At 72.2% G+C, this 15,494-nt stretch carries 11 protein-coding genes; 2 read left to right on the top strand and 9 right to left on the bottom strand.

Annotation, left to right across the window (positions count from 1 at the left end):
• Both DZF91_RS00275 and DZF91_RS00270 read left to right on the top strand, forming a co-directional pair.
• A partial coding sequence (locus DZF91_RS00275; protein ID WP_117355504.1) for an MFS transporter occupies positions 1-1,224 on the top strand: 1,224 nt, incomplete at its 5' end.
• 14 nt (positions 1,225-1,238) lie between these two features.
• Positions 1,239-2,078 carry an alpha/beta fold hydrolase gene (locus tag DZF91_RS00270; RefSeq protein ID WP_117355503.1) on the top strand — a complete coding sequence of 280 codons (840 nt, stop codon included), beginning with the start codon at positions 1,239-1,241 and terminating at the stop codon, positions 2,076-2,078.
• 387 nt (positions 2,079-2,465) lie between these two features.
• Here DZF91_RS00270 and DZF91_RS00265 read toward each other — a convergent pair whose 3' ends face one another.
• The 9 genes from DZF91_RS00265 to DZF91_RS00225 all read right to left on the bottom strand — a co-directional run.
• Positions 2,466-2,882, bottom strand: coding sequence for an acyl-CoA thioesterase (locus DZF91_RS00265; RefSeq protein ID WP_117355506.1), 417 nt, complete (start codon positions 2,880-2,882; stop codon positions 2,466-2,468).
• A 120-nt stretch (positions 2,883-3,002) separates the two neighbouring features.
• Positions 3,003-3,701 (bottom strand): hypothetical protein, encoded by a 699-nt coding sequence (locus DZF91_RS00260; RefSeq protein WP_117355502.1) that lies wholly within the window; start codon positions 3,699-3,701, stop codon positions 3,003-3,005.
• Entirely contained in the window at positions 3,698-4,234 is a 537-nt protein-coding gene (locus tag DZF91_RS00255; protein WP_117355501.1) for an RNA polymerase sigma factor, read from the bottom strand. Before DZF91_RS00255 ends, DZF91_RS00260 begins: the two co-directional genes overlap by 4 nt.
• Positions 4,231-4,488 (bottom strand): hypothetical protein, encoded by a 258-nt coding sequence (locus DZF91_RS00250; RefSeq protein WP_117355500.1) that lies wholly within the window; start codon positions 4,486-4,488, stop codon positions 4,231-4,233. Before DZF91_RS00250 ends, DZF91_RS00255 begins: the two co-directional genes overlap by 4 nt.
• 601 nt (positions 4,489-5,089) lie before the next feature.
• Complete coding sequence (ettA, locus tag DZF91_RS00245; protein ID WP_117355499.1) at positions 5,090-6,754, bottom strand: energy-dependent translational throttle protein EttA; 1,665 nt, start codon at positions 6,752-6,754, stop codon at positions 5,090-5,092.
• Positions 6,755-7,923: 1,169 nt separating this feature from the next.
• Positions 7,924-9,213 (bottom strand): GGDEF domain-containing protein, encoded by a 1,290-nt coding sequence (locus DZF91_RS00240; protein WP_117355498.1) that lies wholly within the window; start codon positions 9,211-9,213, stop codon positions 7,924-7,926.
• Positions 9,214-10,368: 1,155 nt separating this feature from the next.
• Positions 10,369-10,845 (bottom strand): single-stranded DNA-binding protein, encoded by a 477-nt coding sequence (locus DZF91_RS00235; RefSeq protein WP_117355497.1) that lies wholly within the window; start codon positions 10,843-10,845, stop codon positions 10,369-10,371.
• Between the two features lie 427 nt (positions 10,846-11,272).
• Positions 11,273-12,937, bottom strand: coding sequence for a P-loop NTPase family protein (locus DZF91_RS00230; RefSeq protein WP_117355496.1), 1,665 nt, complete (start codon positions 12,935-12,937; stop codon positions 11,273-11,275).
• A partial coding sequence (locus DZF91_RS00225) for a hypothetical protein (protein WP_328589096.1) occupies positions 12,934-15,494 on the bottom strand: 2,561 nt, incomplete at its 5' end. The genes DZF91_RS00225 and DZF91_RS00230, both read right to left, overlap by 4 nt.

Below are 15,494 nucleotides of genomic sequence, written 5' to 3'. Positions count from 1 at the left end.
GCCGCGCGGCTGCTCGCCGGTGCGGGCGCCGCCGCCGCGACCACCGGCGGCAGCGCGCTGCTGGCCGCCGCGTTCCCGGACGGCCCGGCACGCGTCCGCGCGTTCGGGGTGTTCGGAACCGTCCTCGGCCTCGGACTCGCGTTCGGCCCCGTCATCGCCGGGCTCCTGGTGACCGGCCTCGGCTGGCGCGCGTTCTTCGGCGCCGCCGCCCTCGCCCTGGTGCCGAGCCTGCTCGCCGTCCCGCTGCTCACCGAATCACGGCGGGACGCGTCCGGCCCGATCGACTGGACGGGTGCCGCGACGTTCACGCTCGGCCTCTCCGCGTTCACGTTCGCGCTGGTCGAAGGCCCGTCGCTCGGCTGGACGCACGCGGCCGTCCTCGGCGGGTTCGCCGCGTGCGCCGTCCTGCTGGCCGCGTTCGGGATCGTCGAACGGCGGCACCCGAGCCCGCTCGTGGACCTCGGGCTGCTGACCCGGCCGCGCTTCGTCGCGATCTCCGCGATGCCGTTCCTGCTGGCGTTCGGGTTCGTCGCGCTCACCATCGTCCTGCCGCCGTACTTCATGGCGACGTTGCACGCCTCGGCGAGCCGTGCGGGTCTGACGCTGATGCTGCTGACCGGTCCGACGCTCGTCCTTCCGCCGCTCACCGGGACGCTCGGCCGGTGGCTGTCCCAGCGGGGGCTGCTCGTCCTGACCCTGCTGCTGGTCGCGGCCGGGACGGCGCTGCTGGCGCTCGTCCCGGGCGGCGCGGGCGCGGGCTCCCTCGCCGCGCCGCTGCTGCTCATCGGCACCGGCTTCGGGATCTCGCTGGCCATCATGGACGGCGCGGCGATCTCCGCCGTCGAGCCCGAACGGGCCGGGATGGCCGCCGGGGTGTTCAACACCGCCCGGATCAGCGGGGAGGTCGTCGCGGTCGCCGTCCTCGGCGCGCTGCTCACCACCTTCACCCGCGCGGACCTCGAGGGCCGCTACGGAGCGTCCGCCGCGTCCGCCGCCACCTCCCGGCTGCTCCAAGGTGACATGACTCCCCCGTCCGGCGTGGCGACGCCCGGCTACGCCGAAGCCGCCACGCACGCGTACGCGGGCGCGCTGCACGACGCCCTGTGGGCGCTCTCGGCGCTGACGCTGGTCGGAGCGCTGATCGTCGCCCGGCTCCTGCGTCGTCCCGCTCCCACTCCCCCTGTCGCCGCCGAGGAGCGCGCGACGGTCGAACCCGCCCTCTGAAAGGAACCCTTCACATGCCCACCGTCGACGTCCGGCTCAGCACCGGCCCCAGCACCGTCGACTACCTGCGCGCCGGCACCGGCCCGGGCCTCGTCCTCGTGCACGGCACCGGCGCGGACGGCCCCGGCAACTGGGGACCGTTCATCGACGCGCTCGCCGACCGCTTCACCCTCATCGCGCCGGACCTGTCGGGCGCGGGCGCGACCCGCGACGCCGGCGGCCCGATCCTGCTGGACGACCTGGTCCGGCAGGTCCTCGGCGCGGCCGACCACGCCGGCCTGGACCGCTTCCACATCGCGGGCCACTCCCTCGGCGGAACCGTCGCCACCGCCGTCGCCGGAACCGCGCCGGACCGCGTCCTGTCCCTGACCCCGCACGCCGCATGGGCCAAGACCGACCCGTGGATGGCCTTCCAGTTCGACCTGTGGGCCCGCCTCACGCGCCTCGACCCCGAACTGCAGGCGCGGCTGCTCCAGTTCACCGCCATGGGCGACGCCACCCTGCGCGCCCGCACCGAAGCCGACTTCGAGGCGGCGACGGCCGGCTTCACCCAGGCCATCCGGGCCGTCTCGGACGGCTACCTGCGACAGATCGAGACCGACCTCACCGTCGACATCACCGCCCTGCTGCCCAGGATCACCGCGCCCACGGTCGTGATCTCAAGCGCCGACGACCGCATCGTCCCGCCGCACCACCAGCGCTTCATGGTCGAGGCGATCCAGGGTGCTCGCCTGGTCGAGGTCCCCGGCGGCCACGGCCTCCCGTTCGAGAACCCCGAACTGTTCGTCCGCACCTTCACCGAGGTCCTGGACTCCCACACGACCGCCTCCATCCTTCCGGAGCCAACGCGGTAACCCGGCGAGCGCCCCCACCGCCCGCCACCTGACCTGCCGCACGGCTCCAAGACGGACGGACGGTTGCTCACCCAACAGCCGACGACCGGGCCAGACGCGTCGGCAGGCCGGACATCCGTCCGGCCGCTGCGCTGGCGGGCCGTTCTCGGCGGGCGCGGTGACCTGGGTTGACGCCCCAGCGAGCCGCATGCCCATTCGGGTCGCGGCGCCCCTGACATGCCGCCTCTGGCAGACGCGCGATGCCCTCACCGGATGCTTCGGGCAGCCGCATAACCCGAGCGGGGCCGCGCGGACACCTTGTTCGGCGGGTGGCTTCGCTGAGGTGGTGAGGCGGCGGGGACGCCGGGGAGGGCAGTTAGTCGGAGTGCCTCGGTAGCGGGCGGCTGGTCAGTCGGAGGGGGCTCGGTAGCGGGCGAGGAAGTCGCGTTCGTACGGGGTGAAGCGGCGCAGCCGGTTGTTCTCCACGTCGAACGCGACGAGCACCGAGGTCGCGCGGGCGTACACGTTGTCGTCGTCCCGCACCTCGTAGGCCAGCGTGAACGACGCGCCGCGCGCCTGGGTGATCCACGTTTCCACCCGGACGGGGTGGACGGTCGGCAGCAGCGGCGTCACGTAGTCGATCTCGTGCCGCGCGACCACCATCCCCCGGATGGGCTCCTCGCCCTTGCGGACGGGGTCGCCGTGGAACATCTCCAGCCGGGCGTCCTCCAGGTAGCCGAGGAACTTCACGTTGTTCACATGGCCCTGCGAGTCGATGTCGCCGAACCTCAGGTGGAACTCGTAGACATGCCGGAATTCCGCCATGGGCCGCTCGTCACCGCTCTGCATGTCCTCGCCCGGTCCGTCCGTCGATATGGGTCCGCGCGCCGATGCTACCCGCCGCCCCGTCCCGCCCGTCCACGGCGGGACGGGGCGGATCGGCCGTCAGCGGCGGGCGAAGGGGTCGGGCAGCGCGCCGGACGGGACGGTGGCGGCGGCCGAGCGCATCCGGGCGATGAACTCCTTCATGCAGGTCACGCACTGGGCGGCGTGGCTGCTCAGGCGCTGGATCTCCGCTTCGCTGAGCACCCCGTGCCAGCGCGGGAAATCCGGGCAGCCGCGCCCGGCGGGAACTTCGCCCCGGTCCTGGGAGGGAGGCCGCCCGCGGTCCACGAGGTCCAGCAGTTCCTCGACCAGCTCGGCCGCCTCCGGATACCCGGCGGCGTACGCCTCGGCGAACGCCTGCGCCGCCTCGGTGACCAGGTGCAGCGCGTCCCGGCGTGCCCGGGTGCGCGCCGCCGCGGACGGCTCGCCGTCGGCCCGCCGGGACGCCCGCTCCGCCAGCATCCCCAGGACCTCCCCGAGCCGGAGCGCGGCGTCCCCGTGGTCCTGGCGCGCCGCGACCCGGTACCAGCGCGCGGCCTCACCGAGGTCCCCGGCCTGGTCGCAGCGGCGGCCGAGCTCGTAGGCGGCCTGCTCCAGATCGAGCGAGTCGAGGAAGGCGGCGTGCCGGGCGCGTTCGATGTCGTCCCAGGAGCGACGGGCGCACTCCCGCCGCACCCGGTCGAGGCTGACGGCGTGCTCGACGTCCGGGATCCGCCCGACCTCGCGGGCGGCCTCGGCGAAGAGCTCGTCCAGGCTCATCGCGTCCTCCGCACTCGCGTCGTGCTCCGGCCGGGACGAGGCGACCCGTCGTCCGCGAGCAGTTCGGCGAGCCGTTGCCTGGCCCGCCGCACGTGCGTCTTGACCGAGCTCTCGCTGATGGCGAGGATCGCGGCCGCCTCCTCCAGCGAGTAGCGCAGCACGCAGTGCAGGTAGACGGCCTCGCGCTGGCGGCGCGGCAGGCGGCGGACGGCGGTGTGCAGGTCGAGCAGCCCGGGCTGGCCGAGCTCCGGACCCGCGCGTTCGCCCAGTTCGTCCAGCGACGTGCACTGCTCGCGGGCCTTGGCCTGGTTGCGGCGGAGCATCCTGGTGGCGACCTTGAAGAGCCACGCGTCCGGCCGGTCGTAGGTCATCAGCTCGTCCCACTTGTCCGCCGCGGCGATCAGACTCTCCTGCGCGATGTCCTCCACCCAGCGCCCGTCGGACGTCTGCGCCCGCAGGTAGGCGGTCAGGCGCTTGATCTCCGCCTCGTAGAACTCGGGGAACGAGGACGGACGGCTCGGCCGGGGGCTCATCGGCCCGCCTCGCGTCGCGGGGGCGGACTGCCGCGCAGGGTGCGATGGAAGCCCCGCCCGTCCCGCTCGGTCACGTGCATCCCGGGCCGGAGGACGGCGAGGGCGTGCAGCAGCGTGCGCCGGCGTTCCCGCTCCAGCCGGACGTCGGCCCTCGACCGCGCCAGCTGCTCCAGGATCCGGACCAGCCGGGGCCAGAGCGCGGCGGGAACCGCGACCGTGGCGACGAGGCCGACCCAGCGAACGAAATCGATCACACGTTTTCCTTTTCGAGTCCAGGGCGATACGAACGGATAGCCGGATTCGCCCGAAACGATTGATACACATAACTGCCCTCAGTGCCCCCGAAAGTTGACACACGATCTCAATTAACCCGCTACCAGCAGAGACGCCGAAGCGTCACCGACAGCGCAGCTACCAGGCAGTATGGTCGACGGACGGTGACGGAGAAACAGACAATCCACTACCTGGAGGCGATTGACGATAGAGACGTACATCGCCATTAAATAACGCCCTCGCCGCCATCAATCGCCACGAACTCGATTCCAGACGGAGATCATTAAGTGCGGCCTGCCCAGAAGGGGAAGTTCGGGCGCGAAGATCATTCAGTGCCGCTCTCCCCTCGGTTCGGACCGGGCGTGGTCGCGTCGCGGACGAACCAGGGCAGGGGCTTGGAGGGCGTCCGCTGCGAGCCGAGACGCGCGAACCTCGCAGGCGACTGCTCTCGGATCGTTTGACGCCTGTGCGTGGCTGCCCGCGAAATGCGGAAGCGCCGCGTCCCGGTGCGGGACGCGGCGCTTCATGACGGACCAGGGGCAAGCCGAACGACCGACGGTGTGCCGCCCGGCGCGCGGACGGTCAGTCGCGGGTGAGGCGGCGGTGGGTGACGCGGTGCGGACGGGCCGCCTCGGCGCCCAGGCGCTCCACCTTGTTCTTCTCGTAGTCGGCGAAGTTGCCTTCGAACCAGAACCAGTTCGAGCCGTCCTCCCACGCGAGGATGTGCGTGGCGATGCGGTCCAGGAACCACCGGTCGTGCGAGGTGATCACGGCGCAGCCGGGGAACTCCAGGAGGGCGTTCTCCAGGCTGGACAGCGTCTCGGTGTCCAGGTCGTTGGTCGGCTCGTCCAGCAGCAGCACGTTGCCGCCCTGCTTGAGGGTGAGCGCGAGGTTCAGCCGGTTGCGCTCGCCGCCGGACAGGACGCCCGCGGGCTTCTGCTGGTCCGGGCCCTTGAAGCCGAACGCCGCGACGTAGGCGCGGGACGGCATCTCGACCTGGCCGACGTTGATGTGGTCGAGGCCGTCCGAGACGACCTCCCACACCGTCTTGTCCGGGTCGATGCCGCCGCGGCCCTGGTCCACGTACGAGACCTGGACGGTCTCGCCGAGGCGCAGCACGCCGGTGTCCGGCTGCTCCTCCCCGACGATCATGCGGAACAGGGTCGTCTTGCCGACGCCGTTCGGACCGATGATGCCGACGATGCCGTTCGGCGGCAGGTTGAAGGACAGGCCGTCCATCAGGACCCGGTCGTCGAAGCCCTTGGTGAGGTTCTCGGCGACGATCACCGTGTTGCCCAGGCGCGGGCCCGGCGGGATCTGGATCTCCTCGAAGTCCAGCTTGCGGGTCTTGGCGGCCTCGGAGGCCATCTCCTCGTACCGCTGCAGACGGGCCTTGGACTTGGTCTGGCGCGCCTTCGGGTTCGACCGGACCCACTCCAGCTCGTCCTGGAGGCGCTTCTTGCGCTTGGCGTCCTTGTTGCCCTCGACCTTGAGCCGCTCCGCCTTCTTCTCCAGGTAGGTGGAGTAGTTGCCCTCGTAGGGGTGGCAGCGGCCCCGGTCCAGCTCCAGGATCCACGTCGCGACGTTGTCCAGGAAGTACCGGTCGTGGGTGACCGCCAGGACGGTGCCCTCGTACTTGGCGAGGAACTGCTCGAGCCAGTTGACGGACTCGGCGTCCAGGTGGTTGGTCGGCTCGTCCAGCAGCAGCAGGTCGGGAGCCTCCAGCAGGAGCTTGCACAGCGCCACGCGGCGGCGCTCACCACCCGAGAGCTTGGTCACGTCGGCGTCCGGCGGCGGGCACCGGAGCGCGTCCATCGCCTGCTCGAGCTGGGAGTCGAGGTCCCAGGCGTTGCGGTGGTCGAGCTGCTCCTGCAGCTTGCCCATCTCCGCCATCAGCTCGTCGGAGTAGTCGGTCGCCATCTGCTCGGCGATCTCGTTGAACCGGTCGAGCATCGCCTTGGTCTCGGCGACGCCCTCCTCGACGTTGCCGAGGACGGTCTTCTCCTCGTTCAGCGGCGGCTCCTGCTGCAGGATGCCCACCGTGAACCCCGGCATCAGCTTGGCGTCGCCGTTGGACGGCTGCTCCAGACCGGCCATCATCCGCAGCAGCGTCGACTTGCCGGTGCCGTTCGGGCCCAGCACGCCGATCTTGGCGCCGGGCAGGAAGTGCAAGGTGACGTCGTCCAGGACGACCTTGTCGCCATGTGCCTTGCGCACACGCTGCATCGTGTAGATGTACTCGGCCATAATCCTCAAGCCTATTGGGCTGCATCGTGTAGATGTACTCGGCCATAATCCTCAAGCCTATTGGGTCCTGAGCACCGTTCGTCGCACCCTTCGGACACCCGCCCCCAGTACCCGAACCCACCCATCCCGCCCCCACCCACGCCCGACCGCTCCCCCAGAGCCCGATTCGCCGGCCGGCGCCCACGGAACGCCACTCGCAGACCGCCTCCCGACAGCCCGCCCCCGGCCGCAGGACCACAAGCAGCCCCACGAACGCAGAGAGGCCCCAGCCCTCGTCGAAAAACGGACCCCAGCCCCCGACGCAGACGGACCGCCGGACCCCGACGCAGACGGACCGCCTGGCCACGTCGCAGACGGACCGCCAGACCAATTCACGGACAGGCCAGTTTGCCGAGAGCAAGAAACCGCACCCAAGCCCAGTCCTCGGGCGCCGAGAAACGGGCGAAGAGGCCGCGCAAAAGATCAGTTCGTTGAGCCCCGAGCGCCAGGCGAAGTGTCACCCCACGAGATCATCCTCCACAGCCTGCTCGCCAAACGAAGACACCACACAGAGATCAGTTCTTCGCAGCTCCGGCACCAAGCGAAGACACTTGCCAAGATCGGCCCACCGAAGTCCGCCTCACGAAGCGAAGCCACCACGCAAGGATCTGCCCTCTGTAGACCGAGCGCCCAACGAAAAAACCCCGCCACAAGGAGCCACCCCCGAGAGGGGACCAGGGGACCAGGAAACCGCGCTTAGATCAGCCTCCCCGGAAGACCGGGGGCCAATGCGAAGACACCCTGCCAAGATCAACTCTCGGAGACAACCGGAGGGGTTAGCGAAGCCACCCACCGAGATCAGCCCCCTCAGTGGACTGAAGGCCAAGCGAAAGCGTCCCCCAGGCGAGATCAGCCCTCCGGAGACCGACCGCCAAGCGAAAACACCCCAGCCGGAACCAGCTCTCCGGGGAGCGACCGCCAAGCGAAGCGACCCAGCCGAGGTCAGCCCACCGGAGAGCAACCGCCAAGCGAAGCGACCCGGCCGAAGCCAGCCCCCGGAGACCCGGCACCAAGCGAAAACAACCCCGCCGAGGTCAGCCCTCCAGAGGCCGACCGCCAAGCGAAAACAACCCAGCCGAGGGGGCAGCTCTCCGGGGAGCGACCGCCGACTCCCGCGGCATGGACGCAGGTCAGTCTTCGGTGGGGCGGGGGGCTTCCATGGCGGGGAGGCAGACGCGGTCGCGGCCGGACTCCTTGGCCCGGTAGAGGGCCAGGTCGGCGGCGGCGAGGAGTTCGATGAGGTCGGAGCCGTGGGTGTGCAGGAGGGCGACGCCCACCGAGACCGTGACGGCGACCGTGCCGGTTTCGGCGGGGACGGCGAGGCGGCGGACACGGCCGCGCAGGCGTTCGGCGATGCGGCACGCCTCGACGGTGTCGGCGCCGGGAAGCAGGACGACGAACTCCTCGCCGCCGAAGCGTCCGACCACGTCGTAGTCGCGGACCTGCCCGCACAGGGTGCTGGCGACCCCGATCAGGACCTGGTCGCCGACGAGATGGCCGTGGCGGTCGTTGACCTTCTTGAAGTAGTCGATGTCGATCAGGAGCAGGGCCAGCGCCTCGTCCGTCCGGTGCGCGCGGGACAGTTCGGCGTCGGCCTCGCGCTGCCAGGCGGCGGCGTTCAGCAGGCCGGTCTTGGCGTCGGTCCGGGCGGCGGCCTGCAACTGCTGGTGCATGAGGCTGCGCTGCAGCAGGACGACCGGGGGCAGCGCGAGCAGGAGCAGCGCCGGGGCCACCGCGCTGGTGATCGTGACGATCACTCCGACGCACAGCTCCACGACGTCCAGCAGCAGGCTCTCCCGGTTCCAGAGGACGTCGCGCCAGCGGGCCTCGGGGGCGGCGGAGTGGGCGGCGACGGCGACGATGCCGGTGTTGAGGACGGTGAACAGGGCCGCGCAGGCGATGGCGACCGGAATGCCTGGATACCCCTGGACGACCCACCCGGGACCGTCCGCCAGCGGTTCGGGCACCACCGAGTGGAAGACGACGCTCGCACACGCGCCCGCGAGCCCGAGCGCCGAGGTGACCATGACGCGCCGGTACAGCAGCGTCCGGCGAACGCGGAACTGGAGCCACGTCTGCAGCGGAATCGGGATAAGCAGGGCGAACACCGGCGGCAGCAGCAGGGCCACCGGCAGCCACCACGCGGACAGCAGGTCGCGCGCGACACCCGCCGGCATGCCGAGACGGCGCGAGGCTTCGATACAGACCCCGCCACACGCCAACAGCGCGGCAAATGTAAGTAGATCTTCTAGCCGGAACGAGGTGCGCCAGAGCCCCGCGGCGGTCAGTGCCAGGTGCAGCAGCACCACCGCCGGGACGTAGACGGCCAGCACGGACGGCCGCCCGGATCCCCCTGGGCGCCGGGACGTGTGGGTCAGTTCGCCACCTCGGTCCTCGGCGGACGACTGCACTGCCGTCATCCTTCCCCCCTATGCATCACGTTGTGTAACACGATAGTTGCAACGTGTGCGGAGTGCGCCGGAAACCGGTAGCTTCGGTACTTCAACAGGTGGGCGGCCACCGTGGTCACCCACAGGGGCCGCGGGCTCCGCGGTCCCCCGCACCATTGGAGGGGGAATCCACCATGCGCGGCGTTTCCTGGGTCTAGACCTCTGGGCCCTGCGCACGACGGTCGCACAGCGACCGCGCGCCCTCGCCGCGGATGATCTCCGCGGCGGGCGACCATCCAGGCAGAGGCCCGCGCCGCACCGGTCCGAACCGTTCGCGCAGGCGTGAACCCTCGCGACGGTTCCCGTTCCGGCCGGCGCCCCGGCCTCTGCGAGACCGTCCGGCCCGGTGGCCGTGCCCTCCCCGAACGGGCCGGTCCGCCGTAGCGGACCGCCCACTCCGGCCGACCGCGCGCCCGCCGGGCCGCTTCCAAACTCTGCGCCCGCACCACCGATCCACCCACCCCCGACATCCCCCCGCCCGATCAAGCCACCCCTGCCGGGGCGCTGGATTCGGCCGGTCCGCCCGCGGGTGGTCCGCCCGCGTGTGTTTTTCAGTGCGTTCAACTCCCCGGTGCGACTCCGAAGATCCGTCCCCGTGCTTCCTTCTCCCTCCCCGCGCGACCGGCTGCTGCGCCCCACGACGTTGCTCCGTGGGGCGAGCCCGCCGGTGACCGGCCCCGAAGGTCTTCTTCAAGCCGTGGCCTCCGCCTTCTCCCCTTCTCCCTTGTGACGAATCGGCGTTCGGACTCGTTCATCGACTCCGGGCGGCATCACCCCACCTCCGCGGCCACTGACACCTCCCCCATCGACCGACGTCCATCCACAAACCACACCGCCTGTGCCGCCCGCGCCCCATCCACCCCACCGCAAACGAGTGAGAGCCACTCCGCTTCTGGGAATCGCCCGCGTCCACCTGTCCGCCGCCTCGCGCCAGTCTCCCGCCCCGGTCCCCGTGCGCTCCCGACAGAGCGCATCGCCTTGCGCGTGCGGGCGTCCCGGCCGAAGAAACCGTTCCTCTACGACACCGCGTGTAGGTGAGCGTCGCTTGGCGGGCGTGGGGAGGGTGGCCGGGCCGCGTTGGGCGGCCCGGCGGGTGCAAGGGGATCAGGGTCGGGGTTCTGGTGGTCAGGCGGCCTTGGAGTGTTCGGTGGCCTCCTCAATGGGATTGTCGCCGGTCAGGGCGAACAGGTCGGAGAGCTCCTGGGCCTCGCGGCGGTCGGAGTCGGTGAGGGAGGTCGAGCGGGACGCCGCGCGGAAGTCGGCGGTACCGCGGGTCAGGTCGTGGCCCAGCGTGGTCGCCTCGATCTCGGCGCAGTAGCGCCACTGGCCGTCCCGCTCGTACTGGCGGATGCGGAGCCGGCCGGTGACGATCACGGGATGGCCGCGGGCGAACTCCGAGGCGTTGACGTTCTCGGCCAGGCCGCGCCAGCAGTTGACGGTGAGGAACATGGTCTCGACGTCCGCCCACTGGCCCGTGCCGCGGTCGAAGCGGCGCGGCGTGCACGCCAGGCGCATGGACAGGTACGGCGTGCCGTTCGCGGTGACCAGGAACTGCGGGGTGTCGGCGACCCAGCCGATGACGGTGATCTGGGTCTCGTTCATGATCGGTTACCTCCGGTGAGTCGTGGTGTGCGGAAGCTTCCGTGTGACGCTTCCGGACTCCACGATCGCGGAGAGTGAGGTGGCCGGGAAAGTCGCCCGCCGATCTGTGGATAACTCCGTGCGGGCGCCCATCGCGAGCAGCCCGTCCGTCCGAGAGAGACAGCCGTCCGCCCTAGAGGAACAGCCGTCCGTCCGAGACGGTAGGGAACGCCCGGAAGTGAGCGAGGCGGCAGCTGATCCGGCGGCGTGAACGCGGATCAGGCTGCGTGAACGCAGGCCAAAGGGGGAGACGCGGATCAGGTGGCGTTACCGCAGGTCAAGGGTGCAGACGCGGGTCAGGTGGCGTCGCCGCAGGGCCATTGGTGGCCGCGCGGTCAGGTGGGCGTCGCCGCAGAGCCCGTGGGCGGACGTGGTACGGGTGGAGTGGTCAGGTGGCTCGGAGGAGGTCTACGTCGTCGCGGAAGGCGGCGTAGAGGGCCAGTTCCTCGGTGATCGGCTCCAGGACCTTCTGTTCGGCCACCGTCGCGATGCGGTCGCGCATGTGGCGTTCCATGCGTTCGCCGTGTCTGGCGGACGACAGGGCCACCAGGTTCCGGCAGGTCGCGGTGGTCAGCCAGCCCATGCCGAGGGTGCAGACCACCAGGACGGCCACGTACGGGATCAGGCCCGTCTCGCCCAGCCAGCCGCTCGGCGCCTTGGCGACGTGGAGCGCGCCGTAGGCGACCAGCAGGCCGATCCACGCGAGGCCGAGGACGGAGACCAGCACGAGGAAGTACTGCCACGTCTTGACCAGCCACCACCAGCGCGGCACCTGGTTGAAGTCGGGCAGCGCCTCCTTCATGGCCTCGCCCAGCTCCTCGGGGAGGTCGGCGGCGTGCCGGCGGGCGGCGGCGCGGACGGAACGCGCCCAGGCGGGCGGAAGGCCGGCGACGATGCCGTCCGTGACGTCCAGCAGGGCGGTGTCAACCTCGCCCTGCTGGGCTCCGACCGGGCCGGTGAAGGCGCCGCGCAGCTCCTCTCGGAGCTCGCCCAGGCGCATCCGGCGCAGGGGGTCGCTGCGGAGGCGCGCCACCAGGGACAGGACGGGCCAGCCGATGAAGTCGGCGGCGCGCAGCTCGTAGGCGCTCTCCATGGCCTCGGCGACCGCGGGGGCTCCGGCGGCGTCGGTGAGGGCGCGCTTGAGTCCGTCCCGGTGGGCGTCGTCGACGGCCGTCGGGGGTTCGCCGTCGCCCTTGTAGGGGGCGAAGCGCTCGCCGATGTCGGCGACGTCCACGAGCAGGCGGTCGCTGCGGACCTGGCGGGCGGCGACGGTGTCCACGAGGACCTCGCGCAGGCCGCGCACGCCCTCCTCCGACACCGCCGAGGTGGTGACGATGCGCGGCTTGGCCAGGCCCTCGGCCTCCAGCAGGCGGCGCAGGTCGGTGACGCACTCGGCCACCTCGTCGGGGGCGAGCCGGTCGATCTGGTTCAGGACGATCAGCGTCACGCCCGCGTGCTTGGCGAACGGGACGATGTAGTTGCGGTGCAGCGCGGCGTCGGCGTACTTCTGCGGGTCCACGACCCAGATCAGCAGGTCGGCGACCGTGACGAAGCGGTCGACCTCGGCGCGGTGCATGGCCTGGATCGAGTCGTGGTCGGGCAGGTCCAGCAGGACGAGGCCCTGCAGCGAGTCGTCGGCGCGCTGCAGGTCCAGCGCGGACGCGCGGGCGTAGCGGTGCCGCTTGTCCACGTCGAGCCAGTCGAGCAGCGGGCCCGCGCCGTCCAGACCCCACACGCAGGCGTGCGCGCGGGACGTCATCGGGCGGCGCATGCCCGTGGGCGACAGCTCCAGCCCGCACAGGGCGTTGAACAGCGAGGACTTGCCGCTGCCGGTGCCGCCCGCGAGCGTCACCACGGTGTGGTCGCCGGACAGCCGGAGCCGCTGGCCGGCGCGGTCGAGCAGCACGGCGGCGTCGTCGAGCAGGGCCGCGTCGAGGCGGCTGGCGCCGGCGGTGGTGATCCGGTCCAGCGCGTCCAGCCGCGCGGTGAGCCCGGGGACGTCCGCCAGGTCCTGCGGCGGGGCGGCGACGGGCGGCGGGGCCGAGGTGGTCATCGGGCGACCTCGAGGTTGTAGACGGCCTGGTAGAGCCGGACGGGGACGGTCTCGTCGGGGATCCCGGCGGCGTCGAGCGCCTGCCCGAACCGCAGGCCCTCCTCGTCGAACAGCATCGCGATCCGGCTGCGCAGGTCGGCGCGCGCCTTGGCGCCCATGCCGCGCAGCGACTCGGCGCCGAACAGCGCCTTCAGCAGCCGCTGCGGCACGGCGCTGGTGCCGCCCTCGACGTTCACCTCGGACGTGCCGTACCCGAGCAGGCCGATCATCAGGACCAGCGCGAGGGCCTCGGTGTCGAACGAGACGATCTTGGCGACCGAGCGCTTGGTGACGCCCTCGGTCCGGACGAGTTCCTGCACGTGGTCCTGCCAGGAGCTGACCGCGCGGGAGACGCGCCGGGACAGCTCGGGCGAGACCTCGCCGAGGCCCGGCACCGCCGACCCGGCCAGCACCTGCCGGCCCGCCGGGTGCTCGCGCCAGGCGGTCACGGCCTGCTCGGCGGCGTGCTCGGCGGACGCCACGATCAGCGCCTCCAGGCCGCTGCGCAGCGCGCCCTTCAGCGCGCGCACGCGGACGGGGCTGCGGTGCCGGCGCGAGGTGCGGCGGCCGAAGCCGAGCTTGTTGCGGCGGGTGCGGAGCGAGCGCAGCAGGTCTCCGGTGCCGGCGAAGTCCTGCCAGCGGGCGAGCACCTCGCCGCGCAGCAGCGAGCCGTTGCGGGTCGCCTCGTCCAGCTCGGCGAGGCCGCCGCCGTAGGCGGACTCGACCAGCCCGGCCAGCTCGGCGCGGACCTCGACCTGGGCCTTCACGTGCTCGGCCAGTTCGGGGACGCGGGTGCGCAGGCTGTCCAGGACGCCGCCGAGCGTGTCGCCGATCACCACGCGGCGGTGGTCGGGGTCGTCGGCGATCCCGGTCATCCAGGAGCGGATCTCCTCGACGGCCTCCTCGGGCAGGCGGCTCTCCTCGACCCGGGTCTCCGGGACGATGAAGCGGCGCGCGTCGCCGACGCCGTGCTCGCCGAGCATCTCGCCGAAGTGCTCGACGACCTCGGCGCCCGCGCCGTCCTGGACGCGGGACAGCACGACGCCGACGGTCGCGCCCTGCTCGCGGGCGCGCTCCAGCATCTGCCAGACCATCGCGTCGGCGTACCGGGACGCGGTGACCACGCACAGCCAGACGTCCGCGGCGGCCATGAGCTTGGTCGCGAACTCGTAGTGGTCCTCGAAGACCGAGTCGAAGTCGGGGCTGTCCAGCAGGGCGAGGCCCGGCGGCAGCTCCTCGCTGGTGATCACGACGAGCTGGTCGCCGGCGATCGCGTCCGGCGCGGGGCCCTTCACGCGGCCCATGCCGGGCAGAAGCGGCCCCTCCAGGAACCACTCGGCGTGGTCGGGGTGGCACACCAGGATCGGGCTGGAGGTGGTCGGGCGCAGCACGCCGGTGGCGCTGACGCGGCTGCCGACCAGCGTGTTGACCAGCGTGGACTTGCCCGCGCCGGTGGAGCCGCCGAGCACGACCAGCATGGGGGCGCTCGCGCCCTCGATGCGCGGCAGCGCGTAGTCGACCAGCTGGTTGCGCAGGTCGAGCCGCTGCTCGCGGGCCTCCTCGACGCCGGGGACGTCCAGGACCAGCTCGAACGCGCCGAGCTGGTCGCGCAGGCCGGCGAGCGCGCGGGTCAGCTCGCCCCGCCGCGTCCCGACGCCGGGCAGCGTCCCGGCCTCGGCCGCCTTCGCCGCCGCGACCAGGCGTTCGCCGGTCTTCCAGCCGCCGACGCCGGCCAGGTCGTCGTCGGCGAACCATCCGGCCGGGCGGTCGTCGAAGCGGTCGCTGGCGGGACGGGCGCCGGCGGGACGGCTGTCGGTGAGACGGGTGCCGGCGGGACGGGTGTCGGTGGGGCGGGTGTCGGTGGGGCGCTTCTCGTCGGACGGGTCGTCCGCGGGCTCGGTGTTCGCGTTCGGCTCCGGAGGGGTGTCGGCCGTGGTGAACAGGACGTTGTCGGCGGAGTCGGTGCCGGGCCCGGCGGCGGGAGCGGGTGCGGGGGCCGGCGCGGAGTCAGGGTGGACGCTCATGTTGGACGTGGGGTCCTCGGGCGACGGAGGGTTCTCGGCGGGGGTGGCGGTGCGGGCGGCGCCGCCGGACGGGCCGCCGCGGCGGGACTCGGCGGACGCGCCCGACGAGGCGGAGCCGGCGGACGTGGGCGTGTCGGACGACCGGGACGTGCCAGAAGACCTGGACGTGTCAGCGGACGTGGGCGCGTCGGCGGACGTGGACGTGTGCGCGTCGGAGGACGTGGACGTGTCGGCGGGCAGGACGGACTGGGTGCGCCGAGCGGAGTCGGTGCGCGGGGTGGAGTCGGCGGACGCCGTGCGCGGGGTGGAGTCGGCGGACGCCGTGGGCAGGCTGGAGTCGGCGGGCAGGGTGGACTCGGCGTCGGCACCGGTCGTTGTTGCGGCGTCGGCGGCGGTCTCGGGGGTGGCGGTGTCGGCGGACGGGCGCGCGAGGCGGGCACGGCGGGGCGCCGGAGCGCCCTTCTCGGCGTCCGGACCGGCGGGCCGGCCGCCCG

This window comes from Actinomadura logoneensis, from assembly GCF_003428695.1.
Taxonomy (GTDB): domain Bacteria; phylum Actinomycetota; class Actinomycetes; order Streptosporangiales; family Streptosporangiaceae; genus Spirillospora; species Spirillospora logoneensis.
The sequence above is the reverse complement of the archived record's forward strand: the minus strand, read 5'-3'. Positions and strand labels throughout refer to the sequence as shown.

Coding starts and splice junctions, on each gene's coding strand:
- DZF91_RS00270 (WP_117355503.1), top strand. CDS start 1,239: ATGCCCACCGTCGACGTCCGGCTCAGCACCGGCCCCAGCACCGTCGAC.
- DZF91_RS00265 (WP_117355506.1), bottom strand. CDS start 2,882: ATGGCGGAATTCCGGCATGTCTACGAGTTCCACCTGAGGTTCGGCGAC.
- DZF91_RS00260 (WP_117355502.1), bottom strand. CDS start 3,701: ATGAGCCTGGACGAGCTCTTCGCCGAGGCCGCCCGCGAGGTCGGGCGG.
- DZF91_RS00255 (WP_117355501.1), bottom strand. CDS start 4,234: ATGAGCCCCCGGCCGAGCCGTCCGTCCTCGTTCCCCGAGTTCTACGAG.
- ettA (WP_117355499.1), bottom strand. CDS start 6,754: ATGGCCGAGTACATCTACACGATGCAGCGTGTGCGCAAGGCACATGGC.
- DZF91_RS00240 (WP_117355498.1), bottom strand. CDS start 9,213: ATGACGGCAGTGCAGTCGTCCGCCGAGGACCGAGGTGGCGAACTGACC.
- DZF91_RS00235 (WP_117355497.1), bottom strand. CDS start 10,845: ATGAACGAGACCCAGATCACCGTCATCGGCTGGGTCGCCGACACCCCG.
- DZF91_RS00230 (WP_117355496.1), bottom strand. CDS start 12,937: ATGACCACCTCGGCCCCGCCGCCCGTCGCCGCCCCGCCGCAGGACCTG.